The sequence below is a fragment of the Pediococcus pentosaceus ATCC 25745 genome, assembly GCF_000014505.1.
Taxonomy (GTDB): Bacteria; Bacillota; Bacilli; order Lactobacillales; family Lactobacillaceae; genus Pediococcus; species Pediococcus pentosaceus.
The window spans coordinates 1,766,084-1,790,804 of the sequence record NC_008525.1; the positions used below are offsets into that span (position 1 = coordinate 1,766,084).

Here is a 24,721-nt window from a genome sequence, read left to right on the forward strand (position 1 = left end):
AGCGAAAAGCGAAAAAATCATAACTGATTTTTTCGCTTTTTTAAGCTTTTATTTTAATTTTCTTGGGGTTGCGAAATAGTAACCTTGCTGTTTTTCTAAACCATTTTCTAAGAGCCATTTACTAACTTCAAGACTATCAATCCCTTCAATTACAAGATCAATTCCAGTACTTGCAGCTAGTGCTTTCCATAAAGAAATTGTAACTGTAATCATCCCTTCTTCTACATTACGTAGTTGAATTAGTGATAGCTTGAGACGATCAATATCCTGCGTGTATTCACGAACGGCATTAAAACTATTCATTCCACTAGAAACATCATCAACTGCAACACTGAAGCCCATTTCATGGATTCTCTTAATTTGATCTCGTACAGAATAATTGAAATATTGGTCAATATCACGGTTACTAGGGATACTTTCCGTAACTTCAATCATCACCCGATCACAATAAGGAATTAAACCTTTCATTGCTTCAAACGTAGAATCATATAATAGTTGCTGCGGGTCGAGGTTAAAGCTATATTGGATACCAGGATTATCGTTAATAATCTCAATGATGTTTTTAACTAACCATGTACAAAAAACTAAATTTGATGCATCATCACGCATGTATTCCTTATATAGCATTGCGGGGAAACGATTCTCTCCACCAGTTTTTCTAAGTAGTAATTCGCTCCCGATGACCTTTTTTTCTTCCTTTTCGGCCGCATCTATCAAAAAAATCGGTTGTTCATAGAAGCAAATTCCTTCTAATTTTTGTTCAAGTTCGCTCAATTTAGCGAGGCCACCTTTCCCTCAACCGTAATACTATTACGTTTGTTTCTCTTAGATTGATACAAATAATCATCCACACGTTTGTAGAATGTTTGGAAATCAAAATCATCATCTCTTAATTGAGAAATACCGATTGAAACTTTAATTCCAATTCGATCATGATTATTAACCCTAATTGTTTCTTTTACCAAATCATCGCGGATGGCTCTTACAATTTTTTCACAATCATCCGCAGTACGGCCTCGAAAAATAATGGCGAATTCTTCCCCGCCAACCCGGAATAGTTGACCATGAGCTTTACGATCTACAAGTTCATATGAAAAACGATCCGCAACCAACCTTAAAACTTTATCTCCAACTTGATGACCGTATTGGTCATTAAATTGTTTAAAATGATCAATATCAAACATTACCATGGTTAATGGTGCATCATTATTAGAATAAAATTCGAATACGCCTTTCACAACCTTATTGAAGCTATTACGGTTATAAACCCCTGTTAACGCATCAGTATCTACTTCCTGCATCAAGTTTAAATACTGCTTCATGATCATTCTGACTTTTTTGTTACCAAAATGGACGATTGACATTGCGATTAAAAATTCCAGGGTCAAGCATATAATATCGACGATAGTTAGATGATGAATATCCTTAAGTACAAACCACCAAGCTAATCCAAACATAATTAACGTACTGTAATATTTAACATTCTCATCAATCAAAGTGTCATTTTGCTGGTAGATTGTGTATGAAATTAAGATAATTACCAAGATTGCTAAAATAGGAGCAATATCAAATCCAATTTGTCCACGTACTATCCCTAACCCGTATACATACATGGGTAAAATAATATTAAACCACAGTACGACTTTTCTATGAACAATATATAGGCAGTAGAATAGCACCACAAACTGAGCAGTTGAGTATTCCCAACCTAACTCACTACTAGCAATTGTTGAGTACAAATGAGTAAACACGTTTTGTAAGAAAACCATCGCGATTGTTAGACCAACACCCCATAGTAGTTCTTCAATGAGTGTTGAACTTGTTTTTGTTTTATCCATATTCATCTCAACTACGTAGGTACCTGCAGCTAACATGAATAATACTCCGACCGTAATTGCCGCAATAACTACCGTATTAAAACTAAAAAAACCTTTTGCCCAATATATGATTGTATTCATTACAGTATTTTCCATAAGTTTTTCCTTTACTACTCCATATCCCCTATTCTCTGAACAATTTACTATTCCTCAAAAATAGGTATACTTTTAACACTGAAGTCCTTTTCTTGTTAAGTAATGCTCAAAATTGCTTAAATCAACTTTCAATTTTGTATTTTCCACCCCGTTTTTTGTATGGACTTGGATATTTAAACGACTGCAATGCAATTTCATCCAAGTATTTCAGATGAAAACAAGAACGACATAACACCATCTAGTGCATTCGTCCTTGCTTCATTACATTTCATAAAATCATTACCCTTTGGACTAAATAATAGACTTGAATACGCTATCTATATCTCCAAAGTAAACGGAATTTCATTTTTCGTAGCTTATAAAAGAATAGCATATCCATTTTTAGAAAACAATCCAACAAGGGTGTTTAAAATTTGTACATACATCTTTTTATATAGTATACAACTTTTTAAGTGTATAAAAAATATCTATTATCATTAATAATTAATTTTAAATATTATGATTTCCAATCAGAACGATGTTTCTTATATTTATCCCCAAAAAATCCTTTCTTCATCTCTGCCCTAAGTTGTAATCTGACTAGGCGATATATATACTAAAATATTACTAGCGTTTAATTACTTAAATTAAACTTTTAGCTTAATTTTAAGTGATTACCTCAAAGGAGAACAAATTAATTATGGAATCAACATCTTTTGTTAATAATCCAGAAATCCAAAAACATCGGTGGTGGATTTTAATTGCCGTATGTAGTTTTACTTTCATGTCGACTTTAGATGGTAGCATTGTTAATATTGCGTTGCCGGTCATGAGTAGTACTATGCATGTTCCTATGAATGTTCCTATGAATAAGGCTGAATGGGTCGTTTCCATTTACCTCATTGTTATCTGTACTCTCTTACTCTTATTTGGAAAATTGGGGGACGCTCATGGAAAAATACGGGTCTTTAAAATTGGTACCATGTTATTTACCATAGGATCACTTCTATGCGGATTTAATACTGGTTTAACATTCCTATTGATTGCTCGCATTATTCAAGCTGTAGGGGCCGCTATGACGATGAGCACTAATAATGGCATCATTACTGAAGTTTTCCCCGCCCAAGAGCGTGGCCGGGCTTTAGGAATGATTGGTTCATTTGTCGCCCTTGGTAGTATTGCTGGGCCTGGAATTGGGGGATTAATTCTAGCCCATTTTAACTGGGGATATATTTTCTGGATCAACGTTCCCATTGGATTATTAGCCATTTTAGTTGGTCATAAAATTCTTCCCAAAGATGTAATTATGACTCATCAAAAAATCGACAAACCTGGTACGATCTTATTTGCCATCACGATGATTACCCTATTCGTTGGTATTTCTATGGGACAGGAAGTCGGTTTTACCCAGCCACTGATTCTAACAATGTTGTTCGTTGCCTTAATCGCCTTGGGCACTTTTTTATATGTGGAATTACACGTTGAAACACCCATTTTAGCTTTATATATTTTCAAAAATATGCGTTTTACCCTCAGTATTATCTGTGCCTTCTTAATTTTCATTACTGGATTTTTCTTTAACGTTATTTCTCCATTTTACTTAGAGAATACACTTGGTTTGCCTGCTAATTATGCTGGATATACCTTGATGATTTATCCACTGATCAATGTTGTGACAGCGCCAGTAGCCGGTGCTATTTCAGATAAAATCGGATCTGAAAAATTAACTTTTGTTGGATTACTCATTATTTTAGCCGCTCAATTAGGCTACATCGTCACTAATTTGGCAACTCCTTTATGGCTTTTCATGATTTTTATCGGTTTAAACGGGTTGGGAAATGGTATTTTCCAAGCTCCCAACAATGCACTTGTAATGGGCTCCGTTGAACCTAAAGACTTGGGCATTGCTGGTGGAATTAATTCATTAGCTCGAAATCTCGGAATGGTTGTTGGAATTTCGTTTGCAACCACTGTATTATTTTCCGCAATGAGCCATATCGCTGGACATAGTGTCACTTCAGTTGTACCGGGGCATCCTGAAATTTTTATTGCTGGAATGCATGTAGCTTTTACCGTTTCCTTTGGTGTTTGTTTAATTGCTACCCTAATCACCGGATATCGTTTGTTGCGCCGTCAAAAATAAAAAGCTGGAAGCATTTTAGGTTGGTTAATTTCACCTAGATGCTCCAGCTTTTTTATTTTGTAGTAGTAGATGATGTTGTTGTACTTGTCTTAGTCAATGTCACTACTGTTGTTTTATACTTGCCATCACGATAATAGCCCACCGTGATTTTATCATTAATCTTGTGCTTGTATAGTGCCTCACGAAGTCCGGCTGTATCAGTAATTGCCTTATCATCAATCTTAGTAATAACATCGTATTTCTTCAAACCTGCTGTTTTGGCTGGACCATTATTAACTTGCATCAATACGGTCCCGTCCGTTACATTAGAAGGTAGTTTAAGGATTGATTTTTGCTGTGTAGATGAAACTTGGGTCAAATCGACTAAAGCGACACCCAGCGCAGGACGTGTGATTTTACCATTCTTAACCAGTTGATCAATAATGGTTACTACTTCATTTGAAGGAATTGCAAATCCCATTCCCTCTACTGTAGTAGAATCACTCCCACTAGCAGAGAGTTTCATCGAATTAATTCCGATTACTTGGCCAGCTAAGTTAATTAGTGGGCCGCCAGAATTTCCGGCATTGATGGCTGCATCCGTCTGAATAACAGTTGCTTCTCCATTATTCTGTCCATTTTCAGTGGTAGTTTCCACCGTTCGTTTCTTAGCCGAAATAATTCCTTGGGTTAGTGAGGTAGCATATTCTGATCCTAATGGTGATCCAATTGCCAAGGCTGTTTCACCAACTTTAATGTTATCGGAATTACCAAAGCTAGCAACGGTGGTAACTGCTGATGAATTAATCTTCAACACGGCCAAATCCGTTACACTATCTGTTCCCACAATCTTAGCAGGAAGTTTTTTACCATTGCTCATAATAATCTCAAGTGAACTTGAGCCACTTACTACATGGTTATTCGTTACAATATAGGCTGTGTCACCACTCTTTTTATAGATAACTCCAGATCCTTCTGAGGCGGTCTCTAATTCTGAAGAGCTACTTGATGATTTGCTAGAAGAACTCGATTCGTTTCCAAAAATTGAGCTAATGATACTGTCAGAATCATTAGTATTAGCCTTTTGTAGGTTAATCACTGAAACCACTGAATCCTTAATTGTAGAGAATGCTTTGGATGATTGACTACTTACGTTAACTTTAACATTACTAGTCTTGGTTGTTCCTGTGGTATTTGAGCCCGTTGGTACTGCTGTACTAGATGATTCCATCTGGTTATGAATGAAGCTCGCCCCACCATAAGCAACACCCCCACCCAGTAGGCCCGCAATGGCTGCAACAATGACTAATTTGTTTGTTTTCATAAGAATGCGCGGATTTCCCGCTCCCCCCTCATACAAAATTTATTTTAAATTTATTGTACATGGTAAATACGATGGTTATGTGAATTTAGTCCTCAAAAATTTGAAATTTTTATTAAATTAAAGTTAAAGGATCCGCAATTTTGTGGTCAGTATCTAAAATTTCGAAATCGTGTCCAACCGCTAAATCGTGATTTTGCATCATGGAAGTTACTGTTAGATGCGCTAATTCTTTCATATTATTATGGAGGCTTAAATGACCTAAGTAGATTTTTTTAGTTCGATTACCAATCACGTCCATTAGAGCGTTGGCACCATCTTCATTAGACAAATGCCCGTGGTCCCCCATAATTCTTTGTTTCAAAGGCCATGGATAACCACCCATTCGTAGCATCTCAGTATCATGATTAACTTCAAAAAGATAACCATCTGCGTTCCTAATAGTTCCAGCAATTCGATCAGAAACATAACCCGTATCTGTTAAAATTACAAATGATTTACCCGCATGGTGGAATTCATAAAACTGAGGTTCAGCTGCATCATGTGAAACTGAAAAACTTTCAATATCGAGGTCATCTAGAGACTTAGTAGTATTAGGATCAAAAATGAATTTTTGCTCAGTTGGAACTTTGCCAATTTTACCACCGATGGCATCCCAAGTTCCTTGGTTAGCATAGATATCAATTCCATATTTTCGAGCTAATACTCCCACACTTTGGATATGATCCGAATGTTCATGGGTAACAAAAAGTGAATCAACCTCGCTAATATCGCGTCCGACGCTGTCCATTAAACCTGCGATTTTTTTACCACTTAGTCCAGCATCCACCAAGACTTTTCGTTCTGGCGTTTCAATATATGTTACATTTCCCGTACTGCCACTTGCGAGTACGCTAACTTTCAAACCATCTTCGCTCATTTCTAGACCTTCCTACTTAATTTAACTTAAATTGATGCAAAAATTGAACTTCAAATGAAGTTCGTAACCAACTTAATATGTGGTGCTCGTACTAGTTGTAGCTTCTACCCCAGCTTCTGTCTTTGCTGGACTGGTTGAGTTGGTTGTACTAGACACATCACTACTAGCACTCGTTGCCTCCGACTCAGAAGTTTCCGTGCTTGAAACATTACTGCTATCATCACTCGCTGCAGTACTACCACTTGCTTGCGTCGAGGACTCTGTGGTTACTTCATGGTCCTTTTTGATCAAGACCCCTGAAAAAGCATTAATTCTTTTCACTTGAATACCAGTGCTACTCTTACTCTTAATTCCGATTACCCATGTCGGAACATATACTACTCCGTTATCGGTGGTAAGTAAATTTGTATAACCTAAATCGGCCCATTCCACCTTGGAATCATTTTGAATTTCATTATATTGATATAGCCACGTTACTGCTCGAGTTTGACTAATCAGTTCGCTCTTTTCTCGCAGTTGTTTCTCATTTACCAAATGTCCTTGCGTATAACCAGTAACTTCATTGCTAGCATTAACATAAAAAGTTAGCTTTCCAGCCTTGGAATAGACGGGGTGTCCATCAATCATCTGCGTATAAACTACTTGGACACTGGTACTTAAATTAGGGTTGTACTGGTATTCAGAGCCATAAACGATGTTGTAGCGATTCTTGACGAATGTATTAAGTACTTTTTGCGGTTTTTTAGGATCGACCGTAAGTTCCTCATTCAAAGTACTTTCAACGTAATTATCAACTACTCGTGCGCTTTGGTCAGTGAGACGTTTAATATTATCCTTTAAAGATGTGTCGACTGTCGCACTTGCATAGTAACCGTTCATTTTTTTATTTGAAAGAGGCATATAAGTAATCTGGTCGTTTCTCATTTCCTTCAGTATCGTCGAATTTTCGCTTGAATTCGACGATGAAGTCGTCCCAGCTTCTAATTGATATTGCCAGTAGGAACCAAATAAATAGGCATTCAAAATAGCGAATACAACAATAAAGATGACTTCGATTCTTCTGAAATCCATTTTGTTCCTCCTTAGCTAACTAAATCGCGATATGACGTCCAGTCGCCATGGTACTTGATAAACCAGGTTGGTTCAAGTTCAACCGTTGAATTAGCTTTAGTTGTACTTGGACGTTCATATCCAATATCAATGTCTTCAATTTTATCAGTATTAATTCCGCTATATTTTAATTCATCCAACATATCTTGCGTACTTGGTAGCTCCTTGTCACTCTTTGATGTGGGAACTGGAACGTCAAGATTATAGATTGAAAATGAGGTCGTGGTTTGTTTTGCTTGGTGAGCGACTTTAATCGTATCCAGACCGTCTGCATTGAAGATCGGGAAGCCTTCTACAAAATCTCTAAATTCGATTTCATGATTATTTTCATGGAAATTGAAATAGCGCATGTTGTCCACTTGTACCCCTAGTTGTTTCATCTGATAAAAGCTCAATTCTAGATTTCGCTTTAAGCTTTCTTCAGTATCATTAGCTTTGCTGGCATTATTAAATGTCACAAAACCATTGTTTTTAATCAGTAAACGTTTGGTTGTATCATTTGAGACATATTCTGTACCATCTTTAGTTTTCTTCGTATCAATTGAATCTGCATCAGTATTTGTTAACAAGTTGGCAGTGAAGACGCTACTGCTCTCTTTATTAACTGAAAAACTATAATAAGGTACCTTAATTGCAGTTTGATAATCATTAATCAGATTATGATTCATGATGGTTTCTTTCACTTTATACTGACTATCACTCTGCTTAATCAATTTGCGTAACTGCTTTAAATCTTGTTTAGAAGCTTTAGCTTGGTAAACGTCATAAGTCGCATCATTTAACAGGAAAAACTCGTTTGGTTTATTCACGTTAACTACAATTTGGCTAATTTCAGCGTTTGTATTTAACTTTTGATCATAAATACTATTGAAAATTTTCCCAGTGATATTACTTGGATATTTCAGCATCAAACTGTGACTTAACGTAGCATAATCCAAAAAACGTTCTTTATTACCTCTTGAAACCCGAGTTATGTTTGATAGTTTCCAACTCGAAATTTCTTTAACAGCTGCCTTGGGAAGGCTACTTTTAGAATTATTAATCAATTCTTGTTGTTCTCCCTTGGTATAGATAACCTGCGTTGGTAAGATAACATCGCCTTTATCCCGGTTAACCTGGTTTGATTGTACTTTTTCACTGGAAACCTGCTTAGCGCGTTCATACCGAGCCGGGTTAGTCCAAATTACCCATGAAAGCACGATGCTAGTTAGCGCTAATATTAATAAAATGACATGTCGGACAATTTTACGCGTTTTAGTATCTTTCATTATTCCCAAGTATCTCCTTCCTCAAAGGGTTCATATGGAAGTGAAATGTAGAAGGTAGATCCTTCACCTTCGCGACTTTCGACCCAAATTCGACCACCATGAAGTTGGATAACTTCTTTTGAAATCGCCAATCCCAAACCAGTACCACCTTGAGCCCGTGAACGAGCCTTATCCACGCGGTAAAAACGATCGAAAATGTGGCTAATTGAATCCTTTGGAATTCCCAAACCTTGATCTGTAATACTCATAATCACGTGATTGTGGGTCTCTAATAGCCGACAGGTAATAATCCCCCCATCTGGAGAATATTTAATCGCATTATTCATGATATTATCCAATACTTGTTGAATTTTATCTGTATCAACTTCAACCCAAATATCACGACGCGTAAAGTCGCGTTTAATAGAGTAATTTTTATCTGGTTTATCACTATTTTTCAGAATCATATCGAAACGGTCCAAAATATGGTTGAATAATTCATTTAGGTTAACATATTCACGTTCCAATCTAGCCGTTCCTAAATCCATACGTGATAAATTTAGTAAATCATTAATCATCCGCATCATTCGATCCGTTTCTTCTTGCGTAACCTTCAAGAAATTAGGGGCCACTTCTGGATCTTTCCAGGCTCCTTCAACCAATGCTTCAATATAACTCTTCATACTAGTCAAAGGTGTCCGCAATTCATGCGAAACGTTAGAAACAAATCGTTTTCGGTCTTGATCAATTTTTTGCTGTTCAGTAACATCATGTAAAACACAAACCAGACCACTAATAAAGCCTGATTCACGCTGAATTAAGGCAAATGAAGCATGTAAAATTAAATCTTGGTCATCATCGGAAAGATCTAAAACAACCTGCTCTTGATTTTCAAGTAAGTCCCGTAAAGTAAACGTTCCTCGTAAATCGAGAATGTCTAAAATTGATTTCCCAACGATTTGGTCATTCTCAAGATTCAAGAAATCCGTTGCCATTTCATTAACGATGGTTATTCGTCCGCGTCGATCTGTCGCCAGCACCCCATCAGTCATATAGCCCAAGACGGAATCAAGACGCCGCCGTTCAGATTCAGTCGATTCCTGAGATTCTTCTACCCGTACAGAAAGTTCATTAACAGCTTCTGCTAGTTGGCCAAGTTCATCATCACCATAAATCTGAACCTGACCAGAATAATCTCCACGGGCGATTTGAATCGTTCGTTGCCGCATTTCTTCGATGGGACGGGTAATCGCTCGGGAAATTAAAACGGCTAAAATTAGTCCAATTGTAATCGCAATTAAAGCAGCTACTACGAAAATTAACGTAATATTATTAACATTCTGATATACCGATTCTAGATTAGCGCGTATATAAACAACACCCGTCAAGTTGTTGGTTGCTCCTGCAGTGTTAATTAAAGGAACAATTGAAACAAAATAACGCGTGTTAGTGGTTTTATTGTACGAAACTTGTTGATAGGTTCGCGTATTGTAGATTACATCCTTAACATTGCGATCCGTTGTCTTTTGACCAACAATATTCTGGTTAGTACTATTACTCGTTCCCCGAATAACACCCTTGGCATCAATCACTCGAATTTCCGTGATATTTTGATTATTGATGTTTCCAATGATATCGGATATTTGTGAGTTAGCGCTCTTCGTATTAGCACGTTCTAATTGCGTACTAATCTCATTTTCAACATAAGGTTGTAGTTGAACTTGAGTTTTAAATTGATTCAAGTTTTGTGTTTCAAGTTGTCGCACAAAAATAACTCCAACGACTTCCAACGTTACGACTAGCAACATTGCAAACACTAGAGCTATTTTAAAGTTAATTGATTTGAAAAAATTCGTTCGTTTATTCATTTAGTCTCCAAAAATCCTGAATTAATTAATCATTTTCTGGATTACGTAAATAGTATCCCACTCCACGACGTGTAACCAAAATTTGAGGGTTTCCTGGGGTTTCTTCAATTTTTTCGCGCAAACGACGTACGGTAACATCCACTGTACGAACGTCCCCAAAATAATCATATCCCCAAACCGTTTGAAGAAGATGTTCACGAGTCATCACTTGGCCCGTATGTTGAGCCAAATAATGTAAAAGTTCAAATTCACGATGGGTCAAATCTAATTGCATCCCATCACGAGTCACTGAGTATGAATCTGAATTAATCACTAAAGGTCCAATTTTAATATTATTTTTAACAGTCTCATCATCTTGTTGCAATTGATCCTGACGACGAAGGTTGGCTTTTACCCGCGCCACTAGTTCACGGTTAGAAAATGGCTTAGTAACGTAATCATCCGCACCAAGCTCAAGTCCAACAACCTTGTCTAATTCTGAATCCTTAGCTGTTACCATGATGATTGGAATATTATGTTTTGCTCTTACTTGGCGCGCAACCTCTAATCCATCAATTTTTGGTAACATCAAATCAAGCAGAATCAAGTCGGGCTTTTCTTCTTCGACTTGGGCAAGAGCTTCCTCACCATCATATGCAGTAACTACATCGTATCCTTCTTTATCTAAATTAAACTTAACTATGTCAGAAATCGGTTTTTCATCATCTACTACTAAAATCTTTGGCATGTTAGCCCTCCTTGGAAGATTTATCTGCCATCAGGTATGCATTCCTGATAAAAATGGTCCAATCCATTAATCTTGGTTAATTATAACATATACACTAAAATCAATCGGAAACGCTATCTGTAGCACGATTTAAATCGTTTTTGCATTTTTTTAATTTTTTTCGAAATTTTTTTAAAAAAAGTATTGCCAGCCCCTATTTTTCATGATACTATATTTAAGTCGAGTTGATACATATTAATTATATGGGTGGTTAGCTCAGCTGGCAGAGCAACGGACTCTTAATCCGTGGGTCCAGGGTTCGATCCCCTGACCACCCATCAAACACACGACACACTAATCAGTAGTCACGCAGCGTAAAGCCGTGGTTACTGATTTTTTTGTGCACTAAAAAACAGTGGATAATCTTTTCCACTGTTTTTTTCATACCTATTTTTCTACTTTTAATACGTACTAGCTACCTGCTTACTAATTACCCATCGCCCATTGTTCTTCTCAAAATACATTTTCATTTGAAGAGGCCAAACGTCCTTCGATCCGCCCCAGATTTTGGCGGTTACTAAATTTTGGCCCGTTAATTGTCCCAAATTTCCTTCAACTCGAATATCTTTGATAGCTTCTTCTTTGGACTCCAAGTACTGCATTTCTTCATTTTGTATCTGATCGATCCATTCCAGTTTAGGTTGCACGTATCCCGTCATATGCGTTAAAGTCATTCGATCGCCTAAAATCATATCTAGTCGACTTATATCTTTTTTCACCATTGCTTCATTTTCAGCTCGGTATAGTTGAACAATTTGTTCTTCATCTTTTGTCATAGATTTACTCCTTTGATATCTTTCTATCCTATATGGTATCTATAATTAAGGAGCCGAGCTATTCTAATCTTAACTCTATTAAATAAGTAAAACTTATTTAAAATGATGCTCAAACATTTCGGCAAAAGTTTCAATATAAAACCCTGAATTATCGACTTTCCAGTACATATAATACTTCTGAGTCAATTCATGCCCACCATTGTGCAAAGGTACGGTTTGAATGATTCCACTATCGAGTAGGTTTTGGGTTCGCTGATTAACAATTAAATATCCTTGATTAGCTGCAATCAGCATCTGGGCTTCATCGTAGTTAGCAACTAATCGAAAACCACCTTTAACACCTAAAATTTCTTGATAATATGTTTCCTCTGCCAGTTGTTGCTTTGAATCGGTAATTAAAATACATGGCAAGTCAGCTAAATCAGCCACATCAATTTGCTCTGCGTGGCTAAATTCCCCCGTTTGACTTACTGCAACCATCAATCCACTTTCTGTCAAAAAATCATTTACATATTCATTGGAAGGGGCTCGCCGTTGATCAGAAAAAGCCAGATCAATTTTTTCTTCACGCAACCAATCATACAATTGTTCATGCGTTCCATTATTGATTTTAATTTTTACTTCTGGGTAAGATTTAGAAAATTCAGCAACGGTTTGTAAGAACTCCGTTGTTCCAAAACTTTTCAAATATCCAACTCTTAATTCAGGTTCGTTATCATTGGCAATTCTAACGGTATCTTTAACAATTTTTTTAACCTGTCCTAAAACATCCCTACTATGCTGATAAAAGTACTGTCCAGCTGGGGTAATTTCGAAGCTCCGACCCTGACGTTTCAACAATAAAACTCCTAGATTATTTTCAAGTTCTTTAATTTGTTGGGAAATAGCCGATTGAGAAATATTATCGTCAGCAGCTGCTTGGGTAAAACTGTGTGCATCGACCACATCAATAAAATACTGCATTTGTTGAAACATTAGTTTACCTCACTTCATGGATTTACCTCATTATAAAACAAAAAGAGCTGAAATAAATTTCAACTCTTCCTTAAATATAATCATTGAGGGGTGTTAATTCCGACACTATCCCGTGAATACAAGGTAGCATCAAAAGTGAGTCGTTTTACAAGATCAGCAATTGAACTAACCGAAACATCATGTCCTCCGAACGGTTCTCCTTTTAATGTAACTTCGTAATCTACTGGACCACTAGTAAACCAACCTGGACGAATTACGGTGTAATTCAAATCTGAAGCTTCAACAACATCAGCTGCTTGTCGATATGAACTTAGGACCGAATTATATTCTAAATTCCCATTGCTTCCAATTGTTGCCGGAATCTCATTATAGATTCCCATCGAGGTAATAAATAGCAAGCGGTCAATTTGATTACGTTTCATTGCTGATACAATATTTTCAGCATATGTTCCTAAATTACCACTAAGTGCTACAAATACGACGTCTTGCTTTTTCATCGCCTGGTCTAAATCATGGGCTTGGTTTACATCACCAGCCACCACTTTTTCACGACTACCGGGTTTTAATCGGTTGGCACTTCGAGCAAAAAGGGTTAAATTTGCATCTGTTTCACTTAATAAAGTTTGTCTTACTGCATTTCCAATCGTTCCTGTTGCGCCAATAATTAATACGTTCATGATAATCCCTCTCTTTATAAAATCACTTATTTTTTAAGACCGATATTTAAAGTAGCTCCGACTGAAATCAACATAAATACGGCCATAATGATGATAGCGTGGTCATATGATAATACTGGGCTAATTAAATTAGCTGTCAGCGCGGTGATAATTGAAAGTCCCACTGAACTACCAATTTGATGAACCATATTTACTACACCTGAAGCCGATCCGGCAATTTCCTTATCCGTATTTGCTACTCCGGCTACGGTTAGAGGGCTCAATGTAAATCCTTGACCTATACCAATAATCACCATTGGAATAGCTACTGACCACCAATATCCTGCTTGTATCCCTATCACAGCGGCGAAAACCAATCCAGCTAAGGTAATTACCGTTCCAGCAATTAAAATCTGAGTATTAGTAAACTTTTCGTTTAACCGTGATACCAATGTAGCAAAAACAAATTGAGGTAGTGTTTCTGGTAAGAATCCTACCGCTGCCATTAATGGCGTAAAGTGATAAACCTGTTGCATCGCTTGTGGCGTTAAGAAGAAGTATGAAATCATTGCACCTAAGAAAAAGAACCTTGCAATATAAGCACTACTTCTTTCTCGATCTTTAAATAGTTTTAATGGTGTAACCGGGTGCTTAGAAACTTTTTCTTGCCATACAAATAAAACCAAAAGTAAAATCCCGGTCATAACCATGGGTACCGGATGACTAGCTCCATTAATTCCATAAACAAGGGCAGTAATTCCTAAGACTGACAAAATCGAACCTAACCAATCTAATTTTCCTTCTACCTTTTTACTTGCTGGAATATATTTGAGTGTTAACACAATCATCAGTATCCCTACGGGCACGTTAAGTAAGAAGCCCCAGCGCCAACTAGCGTAACTAGCAATCAATCCACCAACAACTAATCCAATGCTGGCACCTAATCCACCAGTAGCACCATAATATACAATCGCTCTGGTTCTCATCTGATCTCGATAACTATCCATTAACAAAGCTAAAGTGGTTGGAGCAAGAATTGCCGATCCAATTCCTTGTAAGGCTCGCATGGCGATAATCATTAAACCATTAGTTGATAAACCAACCAATAAGGATCCTATACTAAAGATTACCAACCCGATTAAAAAGACATTTCTTCGACCAAAAATATCTCCTGACCGTCCACCAATCATTAATAATCCACCAAAGGTTAATGCATATGCATTAGTTACCCACGATAATTCCGAAGCCGACAAACTCAAGTCTGCTGCAATCTTTACCGTACTTGTAAAAACAATTGAATTATCCAAAAGAATCATAAAATAACTAATTAAAATAATTGGTAAAATCATACCAAATTTCTGTTTGTTCATTCCTATCACCCGCATCCAAATTTTTATTATGTAATTATTCTACAAGCTCCCCCATTCTTAACCAATTTCGATTCTTACCAATTTTCATAAGTTTTTCTTATGGATAATCAGGGTTATCCCACGTAAACCTGAAACCCATTTCCATACAAAAAACCACTACTATATGGAAAATTGCATTCCATCCTAGTAGCGGTCCATAAACCAAGAACAATCTATCAATTATTCAATTTCACCGCGGAGCACCCGATCAATCATGTCCATCACTCCACTATCGTTGTTATCCAATGGTGTAACCAATTCGGTGGCGTCCAGTGCTTCTTGTTCTGCGTTTTTCATTGCATAGCCTAGTCGCGCATGATGCAACATGGCTTCGTCATTTTGGGTATCACCAAAAGCCATCGTTTCATCCATCGAAACTTTCCAACGATTTTGTAATTGCTGAAGTCCATACGCTTTAGTAACATGGGGCATCGTAATGTCAATTCCATTGAAGCCACTCATCACACTTCCCAAGCTATCCCCTAAAGCGGTTTTTAACAGTGCGGCTTGTTCACGCACATTATCAATATCAACCCAATGGGCATCAATCTTATAAATTGGATCTTTAATGTCTTTAAAGTGATCCACTGGGGTTAATTGGCTGTAAAAATACGAGCTAACGGGCCATTCCGGATTATCCATTTTCATATTAGTAAATGCACGATGTTGGCTCGACAGAATCAGCTCAACGCCTTTAAACATCGGAGTCGTCAATAAGTACTCAATTGTGTCGTGTAATAAAGCCGGTTTTAGCGGATTATCGTCTAAAATTTTCCCTTGTTCAATCGTAAGGGCACCATCTTCGGCAACAAAGGTTAAGTCACCCTTAATGCCAGCAAATACTTCCTGACAATGAGCCATCTGATTTCCACTCGCTACTACAAATTTAATTTTTCGTTCATTAAGTTTGTCTAACTGAGCTTGAAAACGTTGATGGTCAAAATCCTGTTGATCATTTAGAAAAGTTCCGTCGATATCACTTGCAATTAATTGAATACCCATGGTGGCCTCCTACATATTAGCTTTTTACAAATTATTTTTTACTAGGGTTAATTGGTTTTTCAACCTTTTTACCAACTTCCATTTTGTCATTGTAGCCCCAAACGTATGCTGCAATAAAGGCAATAATGGTAGATACAACTGAGGAAATCAAGAAAATCCAGAAGCTGCTTAAATCAGACGGATTGCTTGGATTAAAGAAGGATGCAAAACCAATCCATGAACCGGCAAATCCGTACATATTACCATGGAACAACCCGGTTATAAATCCACCAAATGCTGAACCAATCAATCCAGAAATGAAGACCCTTCTATAGCGGAGGTTAACCCCGTAAATAGCGGGTTCAGTAACTCCACAAAAGGCTGAAATGGCAGCCGCAAATGATAAACTCTTTAAGTTAGTTTTCTTAGTCTTAATCGCCACGGCTAAAACAGCTGCACCTTGTGAAATCATGGTTTGGCAAATCAAAGCATTTAAGTAACTGTGTCCCGTGGTAGCTATGTCATTAACTACCAATGGAGTAATTCCCCAATGCAAACCAAAGATTACCAATACTTGATGGAAACCACCTACTAGAATTCCTGATGCCCATCCACTATGAACCAGTACCCATGAAATCATTACCGCAATCCATTTAGAAATGCCGACAATGACTGGGCCAGTAATATAAATCGTAATTCCACTAACAATCAGAATTGTAATAAATGGAACAAAAATCATGGTTAGATAACTTGGTAAATGTTTCTTCAAATAATTTTCAATTTTAAATGCCAACCAAGCAGCTAAAATCATCGGGAAAATCGAGTATGAATATTGGACCATTGGGAAGTTAAATCCACCCAACATCCCTAACGATTTTCCAGCCAACGGAGTTAGCGTAGGATGTACCAATACCCCACCAATTACGGCTGCGATGATTGGATCTCCACCAATGCGTTTTGCCGCAGAAAATCCTACTAAAATTGGGAGGAAGAAGAAAACTGAATCGCCAATGGCATTTAATATGATGTATAAATTACTTTTAGGACTTAGTAGTTCCCCAATCTGTGGCATCGTTAAGACTGATAATAATCCCTTGAGAATACCAGCTGCCGCCAATGACCAAATCACTGGGCTCATCGAACCAGTAATTACACCAATAAAATTATTAAATCCATCTTTTGTTTTTTCTAGGAAATTCCGGTTATCAGGGCCTTGTGGTTGCGTAGCTTTAACGGCTTGTTCGGTTCCTTCTTCATCCCCAAATTCTGTCCCTAATTGGTCAATAACTGCGTCATAAACATCGACTACATCTGGACCAATCACTACTTGGTATTGACCTTGAGCACGCATAATATCAATAACATGGTCGTCATTTCGAATAATATCATCATCGGGTTTATTAATATCCTTCAAATAAAAGCGTAAACGAGAAATACAGTGAATCACACTATTGATATTGTCGGGTCCGCCCACTGCATCAATTACTTTTTGAGCTGTTTTTTCAAAGCGATTACCTTCATTACTTTTAGAACGCTCCACTTTTTCTGAAACCGTTTTTAATTTTAGATTTGCAACATTTTTTCCTACTTCAACTGTATCAGCTTCAATTTCCAACTGCTCTAACACTTCACTGCTATTAGTGATTGCAAAGATTATAGTAGTTTGCTTGCCATTATTACGCACTAAATCTAAGTCCCAAGTTCCTAGGCTACTTCCTGCTTCTACATGATCGCCAACTTGAACTTTAAGATCATATGGGGTGCCCTTTAGTTCTACGGTATCAATTCCGAGATGTAGCAATATTTCGACACCACTATCAGTTTTAATACCAATTGCGTGCTTACTATCAGCTACCATCATTACTGTCCCAGCCACAGGAGCAACTAGATTACCGTTAGTAGGTTCTAACCCAAAACCTTCCCCCATCATTTTTTGGGCAAAAACTTGGTCTTCTACTTGTTCAAGTGGAATCACCTTACCACTTGCTGGTGCTACAACTATGAGATTATCATTTGTTTTTTTCATAAGATTATTCCTCACATGCTCTAATATAATTTCAATATATTTGTAAGCGCTTGCTATTTAACATGCTTTTATCATAAACTTGTATATACAAGATGTCAACAATAAAGATAGCGCCTTTAATTACAGGTTATTGATAAATAATAAATTATATTACCTTGTATATACTAGTTACATCATGTTAAAATGTAAGCGTTTCTAAGAAAGGGGTAGCTCTTGTATGGAAAGTAAATACGATTTAATAAAACAAGATATTGCCAATAAAATTATTCATGGTATCTATCCTGCCGGTTCTTATTTACCTAGTGAAAACGAACTTTGCGACCTATATGGAACTTCACGTGAAACTGTTCGAAAAGCTTTGGTGCTCTTGCTAGAACTGGGCTACATTCAAAAAATTAAAGGCAAAGGATCAATCGTCCTCGATGTTTCTAGATTTGTTTTCCCAGTTTCCGGTATCAAATCGTTCAAAGAGCTCAATCAATCACAAAATATGCATTCAACTACAAAAGTACTTACATTAGAGCCTCGTTTGGTGCCTACCAAGGATTTTGGTCTCGATCAAAATAGTGAGTTAGAAGCTACTTATATTGAACGTTTAAGAACCATTAATGATGAACCCATCATTATTGATATAGATTACGTACTCTCAAAGGTAGTTAATGATATTCCAAAAATGGCTGCTGAAAATTCTCTGTATGAATATTTCGAAGACCAACTTGGACTGGATATTAGCTATGCTACTAAAACCATCACGGTCGAAGAGCCTACTGAACGCCAACGTCAATTATTAAAAATTCCACCACACAAAGACGTCGTAGTAATTCGAAGTATGACTTATCTCAATGACACCACGTTGTTCCAATTTACCGAATCTATTCATCGAGCTGATAAATTTAGTTTTGTTGATTTTGCTAGAAGACAAAAATTGAAAGGACACTAACTATGAATTTTAAAAATAAGGTTATTTACCAAATTTATCCCAAATCATTCTATGATTCTAACAACGATGGCATTGGAGATTTACAAGGAATTATCAAAAAAATTCCTTATATTGATAAGTTGAATATCGATATGATTTGGTTCAATCCTTTTTTCGTTTCTCCTCAATACGATAATGGTTATGACATTGCCAATTTCTATGAAATTGACCCTGTCTTTGGTACGATGTCAGCTTTTGAAGAATTAGTCCGTAAATTAAAGGAAATCCATGTCGGAGTTATGCTAGATATGGTGTTAAATCATATTTCTACTGAGCATGAATGGTTTCAAAAAGCCTTAGCTGGCGACGAACACTATCAAAAATACTTCTACATTCGAGATCCTAAACCAAATGGTGATTTACCCAACAATTGGACTTCTAAATTTGGTGGACCAGCTTGGGCTAAATTTGGTGATACCGGTAAATATTTCTTACACTTATACGACGAGCATCAAGCCGATCTTGACTGGCATAACCCTGAAGTTCGCCAAGAACTTTTCAAGGTCATTAATTTTTGGCATGCCAAGGGGGTTAAGGGATTCCGCTTTGATGTAATTAATGTGACTGGAAAGGACGTAGAGTTAACCGACGCTCCTGAAGGCGTAGAATCAAAATTTATGTATACCGATACACCTATCGTTCAAAGTTATCTTAAGGAAATGCATCAAGCTGCACTTCAAGACCCTGAAGTAATTACCGTAGGAGAGTTTTCTTCAGCTTCAGTTGAAAATGGTGTGAAATATACTCGTCCGGAAGAACATGAATTAACCATGGCTTTCACCTTCCACCATTTAAAAGTAGATTACGACCACGGACAAAAATGGACGAAAGTTCCTTTTGACTTTGCTGCACTTAAAAAGACGATAAATACTTGGCAAGTGGGCATGGATGAAGGTGATGGATGGAACGCCCTCTTCTGGAATAATCACGATCAGCCTTGGGCCTTAAATCGCTTTGGAGATTCTGGTAAATACCGAGCTAAGTCTGCCGAAATGCTTGCCACCACGATGCATTTGCTTCGTGGAACGCCCTATATTTATCAGGGAGAAGAAATCGGCATGGTCGATCCAGATTACCAAAACATTGACGAATATGTTGATGTAGAAGCCTTAAACGCTTATCAACGACTCTTGAAAGAAAATAAATCTCCTCAAGATGCACTTGAAATCGTGAAGTCTAAAGCTCGCGATAATAGTCGAGTTCCTATGCATTGGGATGATTCCAAATATGCTGGCTTTTCTGAAGTTCAACCTTGGTTAAAACCAACTAAGCAAACTGAAATTAACGTTGCAAATGAACTAGAACACGGTGAAATTTTTGCTTATTACCAAAAATTAATTCAACTTCGCCGAGAATTCTCCATTATTTCTGAAGGAGATTATCAATCCTTTGAACTTAATCACCCTTCTGTATTCGCTTATATTCGTACCTATCAAGACCAAAGCTTGTTGGTTCTCAATAACTTCTATGGAAATGATGCTACCATCTCAATTCCTAGTAAATACACCACTGAAACTGCTAAAATCTTGATTAACAACTACGAGACTAATCCTGAATTAACAACAACGCTGAAATTGAAACCTTATCAATCCATAGCAATTCTGATTTAGTGCAATAAAATAAGTCCTTCAAGTTAACTAAGTAGCTTGAAGGACTTTTATTATCTAGCATTAATTTTAATTTCATGTTTATACTTGCACCAATAAATATTTAAAGTAGTTTCTCAAATAATCCGAAGTGGCCAGACCATCTTCGTATAGTGTGATTCGATAACCATCGGCATTTAACGTGAAAGTGTTACCTCCGATAAATTGCCCCTCAGCAACGTATCCTACATCGTCTAAATTGAATTTCATTCTTGTTATTCCTAAACCATTTGAAAAAGTTAAGATCATTTTTTCATCGTTAAACTTAACTTGAGCATATCCAATCTCTCTGGTACCTTCTGAAGTCACTTCTACATACGTATACATATCAATCATCCTCCTTTAAACAGAGCATAATCTATGAAACGCGTACCATAGCAAGCCTTAAGATTGCTAAGTTAAAATATTGGTTGTGGAACGCGTTTCATACTTTAAAATGAGGGTATGGACCTTAATCGAATTTAAAATAGGACTTGATAATAATGACTAATATTAGAACCATTGCTAAAAAATCTGGATACTCAGCATCTACCGTTTCCCGTTTTATCAATCAGAGTGGTTATGTCTCTGACAAAGCTAGTAAGGAGATCAAACGGATTATTGACGAAATGGACTACGTACCCAATGCCATTGCTCGTGACCTGAGTAAGGGCCAGACGTTTACGATTGGTGTGGTAGTACCTCATATGCGTCATCCCTTTTTTTTCTGAGTTAACCCATGGAATTATGGACTTAGCTTTTGCTGCTGAATATAATGTTCTTTTTTTGGAATCTCAGTATGACGAAAAGTTAGAACAAAAACATTTAGAAAAACTTCACCGAAAAGCCTTTGATGCGCTAATTTTTATATCTCGCAAATTGCCACTAACTGAATTAATCAAATATCAAAAATATGGCCCCATCGTATGCTGTGAAAATCCACAGGGCAATCCCATTGCGGCTGCCTATACGCTCCGTGAAAGTACCTATCAACAGGCGTTCGAATGGGTTAAACAAGGTGGCTATAGCAAAATTGCTATTATTTTAAGTCGTCCGTACGGAAACAGTGCCACGAGTAAAATTATTTTTCACTCTTACAAAAAAGTTTTTGGAACTTTCCCAGACTCCAATTTAGTCTATACGGATTGCTACAATTACAATGATGGCTACCAATCCGCTCATTTAATTGCAAGAGATACGCCAGATTTCATTTTTGGTAATAGCGACGATATTATTGCTGGCATTTATCAATACTACCTAGATAATAATTTAGAGTTGCCGGCCTTAATGGGACAGGAAAATCAAATATCTGGAAGTCTATTAAAAATCCCCACGATTGATCACCATCTAAAAATGATTGGTCAAGCCGCTTGCGAACTTGCTATTACGGGCGCTATCAAATCGGTTTCCATCGAGTCAGAATTTATCATCAGATAACGTCATCCTAATATCACATGCTGTAGTAAAATGAGACGATGAAGTCATCATCTCATTTTTTGTTATAATGACTTCTATAAATTTTATTCATAGGAGATTAGGTAGTAACCTTGCAAACATTTTACACAATTGCACTACTTTTAACAGGTGTAATCTTATCTAATATTATTAAACAACTTGTGCCTCGAATTCCCGAAGCATTTATTTTAATTATCGTTGGAGTAATCCTATCATTTACCCCAGCATTTCATAATTTTGAATTAAGACCAGAATTTTTTATGTTAGTGGTTATTGCACCTATCATGTTTATAGATGGTCAAAAACAATCCTTCAATCGAATTCGCCAACGTTTTCGCGTGGTATTTTTTCTGTCGGTAGTTTTAGCTGGCGCCAGCGCTTTAGTTGTTGGAATCTTAACTAATAATTTTGAAACCAAATGGACGCTACCAGTGGCCATTGCCCTAGCAGCCATCGTTACTCCCACCGATGCGGTTGCTGTTAAATCGATGACCAGCGGAACTGCCATGCCCGAAAATGTTAATGAAGCTTTAGAACTAGAATCCTTATTTAACGATGCCACTGGACTGGTAATCCTTGATTTAGCTTTATCTGTTTTACAAAATGGAACTTTTTCAGCAATTACCGGAGTCGAACATTTTATTTTTGTCGCGCTTGGTGGCGTAATCATTGGAATTATTGCCGGCTTTTTAATTGTTTCTCTTCGCGTTAATTTAAACATGCGCGCTAATAATCCGGAAACTATCATCATTCCGATTAGTCTGTTGACCCCTTTTCTCGTCTATCTTTTAGCTGAACATTTGGGAACTTCTGGCATTCTAGCCGTCGTTGCTACTGGAATGGTTCATAATTGGGAATCTGAACGCCTCCGTTTAACTTCAACTCGAGTTCAGCTTACCTCAGCAACCGTCTGGAATACTATCTCAAGTTTCCTAAATAGCGTCGTTTTCTTATTCCTTGGAGTGACTTTACCGATGGTTTGGAAAGATTTTATCCAGATGGGAACGATGACGATTGCTCAATTAATTGGTATTAGTTTACTGATTTATCTATCAATGCTAGCTATCCGTTACTGGTGGTCTGTTCATGAAAATCCAGACAATCCTGACCATTTCTTAGGCCCACATGACAAATCCGTGCATCAGCTATGGTCAAGGATATTTGCAATTAGTGGTGTGCATGGGACCGTGACTTTGGCGATGGCCTTTTCACTTCCTACTAGAATCGGTGGTCATCCCTTCCCTTATCGTGAAGAATTAATTGTGATTGCCACGCTAGTAATTTTAATTAGTATGTTAGTCAGTGCTATCAGTCTTCCGCTGATGCTTCCTGTCAAAACGACGGAATATTCACTCGCTGATATCGATCATGTTCGTAATAAGATGGTGGATTATGCTACTTTACAACTACGTGATACCATCGATGATCACGCGGTTCGTGAGGCTTTAACGGAACAGTTGCAGTCCCAAAAAGGGGCATTGAATGGCCAAATTATTGATTTTGATGAATATCAGGAGTTAATGTTTGAAACCAAAGACTTCATTGTCACTTACATTCATGGACCTTCAATTTCAGCTAAATATAGTTTAGAAGTTGTTAATATCTATGAAAAAATTCTAAATAATTTTGTAGCTCCTAACTTTAATCCTCGGGAGCACTTTGCTAACCGAGTACATTATATATTTAAAAAGAACTTTAAAAAGGTATCAGGTCTTTGCAAACACGCCCTCTGGCACGTCAAAAATGGGCAAATTACCAAACATCAACGTACCGTTGCTCGTCAAAAATGGTTGGCTGCTCAACCTTCGGATACATTCCAACAACGTCTGGACGTTCGGGATGCTCTTTTGGAACTCAACAATGAAGTGATCGACTCTACTGATAAATACTTAGACGATGTTTTGCGTGGTCGCTTATTACGTAAACAAAGTAATAACCAATATATTAACCTCGTTCGTAGATCTATCAATCGATACTGCTCAATGGTTCGTCATGATTATAATAAACAGGCAGTCTTTGTAAGTAGCGATTTATACATTCAAGCCTTTCAGCAAGAATATAACTTTATTCAACGTGGAGTAAGCCGTGGGGTTATTACCCCAGAAATGGCAACTGTGCTCTATGATGAGATTAATCAAGCTCAATCACTACAATTACAACGTACTCAACAGCTTCAAATTATTACATCTTAAGCATTTTAAAAACACCTCTTGCGCGTTACTTATTTATAAGTAGCACATAGGAGGTGTTTTAGTTCGAATTAAATTAATTTAAACAAATTTTGAACTTCATTTTAAGTTTGAATGTTAGCAGGTGCTATTCAAAACCATGATTAATACCCGTATGTTTCATATGGCTATAAAATGTAACTCGGAAATGATAATTTATCATAAAATAATCCCCTATTAACTTTTTTCTAGGTACATTTTTATAAAAATTTAATTTCAAATTCAACGGGATAATCTTATTTTTATCTGCATTCAGATTTAATTTATTTTTAATGCTAACCATAAGTAATTAATATATAATTATGG

General features: G+C 37.0%; 21 protein-coding genes and 1 tRNA gene. 7 read left to right on the plus strand and 15 right to left on the minus strand.

Going from position 1 to position 24,721, the window contains the following annotated elements:
- Positions 1 to 48: 48 nt before the first annotated feature.
- Positions 49 to 774, minus strand: a complete 726-nt coding sequence (locus tag PEPE_RS08695) for an EAL domain-containing protein (protein ID WP_011673885.1) — start codon at positions 772 to 774, stop codon at positions 49 to 51.
- A complete protein-coding gene (locus PEPE_RS08700; protein WP_011673886.1) occupies positions 771 to 1,973 on the minus strand; it encodes a GGDEF domain-containing protein in 1,203 nt (400 codons plus the stop codon). The genes PEPE_RS08695 and PEPE_RS08700 overlap by 4 nt, the downstream gene beginning before the upstream one ends.
- Before the next feature lie 679 nt (positions 1,974 to 2,652).
- Here PEPE_RS08700 and PEPE_RS08705 point away from each other — a divergent pair.
- Positions 2,653 to 4,095: an MFS transporter gene (locus tag PEPE_RS08705; RefSeq protein WP_011673887.1), complete on the plus strand. Its 1,443-nt coding sequence runs from the start codon at positions 2,653 to 2,655 to the stop codon at positions 4,093 to 4,095.
- A 52-nt stretch (positions 4,096 to 4,147) separates the two neighbouring features.
- Here PEPE_RS08705 and PEPE_RS08710 read toward each other — a convergent pair whose 3' ends face one another.
- The 6 genes from PEPE_RS08710 to yycF all read right to left on the minus strand — a co-directional run bounded on the left by PEPE_RS08710 (position 4,148) and on the right by yycF (position 11,266).
- On the minus strand, positions 4,148 to 5,398 hold the full coding sequence (locus PEPE_RS08710) for a S1C family serine protease (protein WP_011673888.1): 1,251 nt from the start codon (positions 5,396 to 5,398) through the stop codon (positions 4,148 to 4,150).
- A 112-nt stretch (positions 5,399 to 5,510) separates the two neighbouring features.
- The gene (locus PEPE_RS08715; RefSeq protein WP_011673889.1) at positions 5,511 to 6,314 is read right to left on the minus strand and encodes an MBL fold metallo-hydrolase; all 804 of its coding nucleotides are present in this window, start codon (positions 6,312 to 6,314) and stop codon (positions 5,511 to 5,513) included.
- A 72-nt stretch (positions 6,315 to 6,386) separates the two neighbouring features.
- Positions 6,387 to 7,385, minus strand: coding sequence for a two-component system regulatory protein YycI (locus PEPE_RS08720; RefSeq protein ID WP_011673890.1), 999 nt, complete (start codon positions 7,383 to 7,385; stop codon positions 6,387 to 6,389).
- An 11-nt stretch (positions 7,386 to 7,396) separates the two neighbouring features.
- On the minus strand, positions 7,397 to 8,692 hold the full coding sequence (locus PEPE_RS08725; RefSeq protein WP_011673891.1) for a YycH family regulatory protein: 1,296 nt from the start codon (positions 8,690 to 8,692) through the stop codon (positions 7,397 to 7,399).
- Entirely contained in the window at positions 8,692 to 10,539 is a 1,848-nt protein-coding gene (gene walK, locus PEPE_RS08730) for a cell wall metabolism sensor histidine kinase WalK (RefSeq protein WP_011673892.1), read from the minus strand. The genes PEPE_RS08725 and walK overlap by 1 nt, the downstream gene beginning before the upstream one ends.
- Positions 10,540 to 10,564: 25 nt before the next feature.
- Positions 10,565 to 11,266 (minus strand): response regulator YycF, encoded by a 702-nt coding sequence (yycF, locus tag PEPE_RS08735; protein WP_002834282.1) that lies wholly within the window; start codon positions 11,264 to 11,266, stop codon positions 10,565 to 10,567.
- Positions 11,267 to 11,510: 244 nt separating this feature from the next.
- Between yycF and PEPE_RS08740 the strand changes: the two genes are divergently transcribed.
- A tRNA-Lys gene (locus PEPE_RS08740) sits at positions 11,511 to 11,583 on the plus strand.
- Between the two features lie 123 nt (positions 11,584 to 11,706).
- Here PEPE_RS08740 and PEPE_RS08745 read toward each other — a convergent pair.
- The 6 genes from PEPE_RS08745 to PEPE_RS08770 all read right to left on the minus strand — a co-directional run bounded on the left by PEPE_RS08745 (position 11,707) and on the right by PEPE_RS08770 (position 18,128).
- Entirely contained in the window at positions 11,707 to 12,081 is a 375-nt protein-coding gene (locus PEPE_RS08745; protein WP_011673893.1) for a nuclear transport factor 2 family protein, read from the minus strand.
- A gap of 93 nt (positions 12,082 to 12,174) precedes the next feature.
- On the minus strand, positions 12,175 to 13,056 hold the full coding sequence (locus PEPE_RS08750) for a LysR family transcriptional regulator (protein WP_011673894.1): 882 nt from the start codon (positions 13,054 to 13,056) through the stop codon (positions 12,175 to 12,177).
- A gap of 80 nt (positions 13,057 to 13,136) precedes the next feature.
- Entirely contained in the window at positions 13,137 to 13,736 is a 600-nt protein-coding gene (locus tag PEPE_RS08755; RefSeq protein ID WP_171030518.1) for an NAD(P)H-binding protein, read from the minus strand.
- A 23-nt stretch (positions 13,737 to 13,759) separates the two neighbouring features.
- On the minus strand, positions 13,760 to 15,082 hold the full coding sequence (locus PEPE_RS08760; protein ID WP_011673895.1) for an MFS transporter: 1,323 nt from the start codon (positions 15,080 to 15,082) through the stop codon (positions 13,760 to 13,762).
- A 219-nt stretch (positions 15,083 to 15,301) separates the two neighbouring features.
- Positions 15,302 to 16,123: a Cof-type HAD-IIB family hydrolase gene (locus tag PEPE_RS08765; RefSeq protein WP_002834287.1), complete on the minus strand. Its 822-nt coding sequence runs from the start codon at positions 16,121 to 16,123 to the stop codon at positions 15,302 to 15,304.
- Between the two features lie 31 nt (positions 16,124 to 16,154).
- Positions 16,155 to 18,128, minus strand: coding sequence for a glucose PTS transporter subunit IIA (locus PEPE_RS08770; RefSeq protein WP_011673896.1), 1,974 nt, complete (start codon positions 18,126 to 18,128; stop codon positions 16,155 to 16,157).
- Positions 18,129 to 18,345: 217 nt separating this feature from the next.
- Here PEPE_RS08770 and treR point away from each other — a divergent pair, with 217 nt between their 5' ends.
- Both treR and treC read left to right on the plus strand, forming a co-directional pair.
- Positions 18,346 to 19,068, plus strand: a complete 723-nt coding sequence (treR, locus tag PEPE_RS08775; protein ID WP_011673897.1) for a trehalose operon repressor — start codon at positions 18,346 to 18,348, stop codon at positions 19,066 to 19,068.
- Positions 19,069 to 19,070: 2 nt separating this feature from the next.
- On the plus strand, positions 19,071 to 20,717 hold the full coding sequence (gene treC, locus PEPE_RS08780) for an alpha,alpha-phosphotrehalase (protein WP_011673898.1): 1,647 nt from the start codon (positions 19,071 to 19,073) through the stop codon (positions 20,715 to 20,717).
- 78 nt (positions 20,718 to 20,795) lie between these two features.
- Here treC and PEPE_RS08785 read toward each other — a convergent pair whose 3' ends face one another.
- A complete protein-coding gene (locus PEPE_RS08785; protein ID WP_011673899.1) occupies positions 20,796 to 21,080 on the minus strand; it encodes a hypothetical protein in 285 nt (94 codons plus the stop codon).
- Between the two features lie 155 nt (positions 21,081 to 21,235).
- Between PEPE_RS08785 and PEPE_RS09355 the strand changes: the two genes are divergently transcribed.
- The 3 genes from PEPE_RS09355 (at position 21,236) to PEPE_RS08795 (ending at position 24,379) form a co-directional block, all read left to right on the plus strand.
- Complete coding sequence (locus tag PEPE_RS09355; protein ID WP_306106533.1) at positions 21,236 to 21,463, plus strand: LacI family DNA-binding transcriptional regulator; 228 nt, start codon at positions 21,236 to 21,238, stop codon at positions 21,461 to 21,463.
- Positions 21,464 to 21,479: 16 nt separating this feature from the next.
- Positions 21,480 to 22,169, plus strand: coding sequence for a type 1 periplasmic-binding domain-containing protein (locus tag PEPE_RS08790; protein ID WP_011673900.1), 690 nt, complete (start codon positions 21,480 to 21,482; stop codon positions 22,167 to 22,169).
- Positions 22,170 to 22,279: 110 nt separating this feature from the next.
- A complete protein-coding gene (locus PEPE_RS08795) occupies positions 22,280 to 24,379 on the plus strand; it encodes a cation:proton antiporter (protein WP_011673901.1) in 2,100 nt (699 codons plus the stop codon).
- Positions 24,380 to 24,721: the final 342 nt, after the last annotated feature.

What these genes read in the sequence shown, in the direction of transcription:
- PEPE_RS08785 (WP_011673899.1), bottom strand. Translation starts at nt 21,080, where the DNA reads ATGTATACGTATGTAGAAGTGACTTCAGAAGGTACCAGAGAGATTGGA.
- PEPE_RS08705 (WP_011673887.1), top strand. Translation starts at nt 2,653, where the DNA reads ATGGAATCAACATCTTTTGTTAATAATCCAGAAATCCAAAAACATCGG.
- walK (WP_011673892.1), bottom strand. Translation starts at nt 10,539, where the DNA reads ATGAATAAACGAACGAATTTTTTCAAATCAATTAACTTTAAAATAGCT.
- yycF (WP_002834282.1), bottom strand. Translation starts at nt 11,266, where the DNA reads ATGCCAAAGATTTTAGTAGTAGATGATGAAAAACCGATTTCTGACATA.
- PEPE_RS08790 (WP_011673900.1), top strand. Translation starts at nt 21,480, where the DNA reads ATGGACTTAGCTTTTGCTGCTGAATATAATGTTCTTTTTTTGGAATCT.
- PEPE_RS08745 (WP_011673893.1), bottom strand. Translation starts at nt 12,081, where the DNA reads ATGACAAAAGATGAAGAACAAATTGTTCAACTATACCGAGCTGAAAAT.
- PEPE_RS08715 (WP_011673889.1), bottom strand. Translation starts at nt 6,314, where the DNA reads ATGAGCGAAGATGGTTTGAAAGTTAGCGTACTCGCAAGTGGCAGTACG.
- PEPE_RS08725 (WP_011673891.1), bottom strand. Translation starts at nt 8,692, where the DNA reads ATGAAAGATACTAAAACGCGTAAAATTGTCCGACATGTCATTTTATTA.
- PEPE_RS08770 (WP_011673896.1), bottom strand. Translation starts at nt 18,128, where the DNA reads ATGAAAAAAACAAATGATAATCTCATAGTTGTAGCACCAGCAAGTGGT.
- PEPE_RS08765 (WP_002834287.1), bottom strand. Translation starts at nt 16,123, where the DNA reads ATGGGTATTCAATTAATTGCAAGTGATATCGACGGAACTTTTCTAAAT.
- PEPE_RS08750 (WP_011673894.1), bottom strand. Translation starts at nt 13,056, where the DNA reads ATGTTTCAACAAATGCAGTATTTTATTGATGTGGTCGATGCACACAGT.
- PEPE_RS08700 (WP_011673886.1), bottom strand. Translation starts at nt 1,973, where the DNA reads ATGGAAAATACTGTAATGAATACAATCATATATTGGGCAAAAGGTTTT.
- treR (WP_011673897.1), top strand. Translation starts at nt 18,346, where the DNA reads ATGGAAAGTAAATACGATTTAATAAAACAAGATATTGCCAATAAAATT.
- PEPE_RS09355 (WP_306106533.1), top strand. Translation starts at nt 21,236, where the DNA reads ATGACTAATATTAGAACCATTGCTAAAAAATCTGGATACTCAGCATCT.
- PEPE_RS08760 (WP_011673895.1), bottom strand. Translation starts at nt 15,082, where the DNA reads ATGAACAAACAGAAATTTGGTATGATTTTACCAATTATTTTAATTAGT.
- treC (WP_011673898.1), top strand. Translation starts at nt 19,071, where the DNA reads ATGAATTTTAAAAATAAGGTTATTTACCAAATTTATCCCAAATCATTC.
- PEPE_RS08720 (WP_011673890.1), bottom strand. Translation starts at nt 7,385, where the DNA reads ATGGATTTCAGAAGAATCGAAGTCATCTTTATTGTTGTATTCGCTATT.
- PEPE_RS08710 (WP_011673888.1), bottom strand. Translation starts at nt 5,398, where the DNA reads ATGAAAACAAACAAATTAGTCATTGTTGCAGCCATTGCGGGCCTACTG.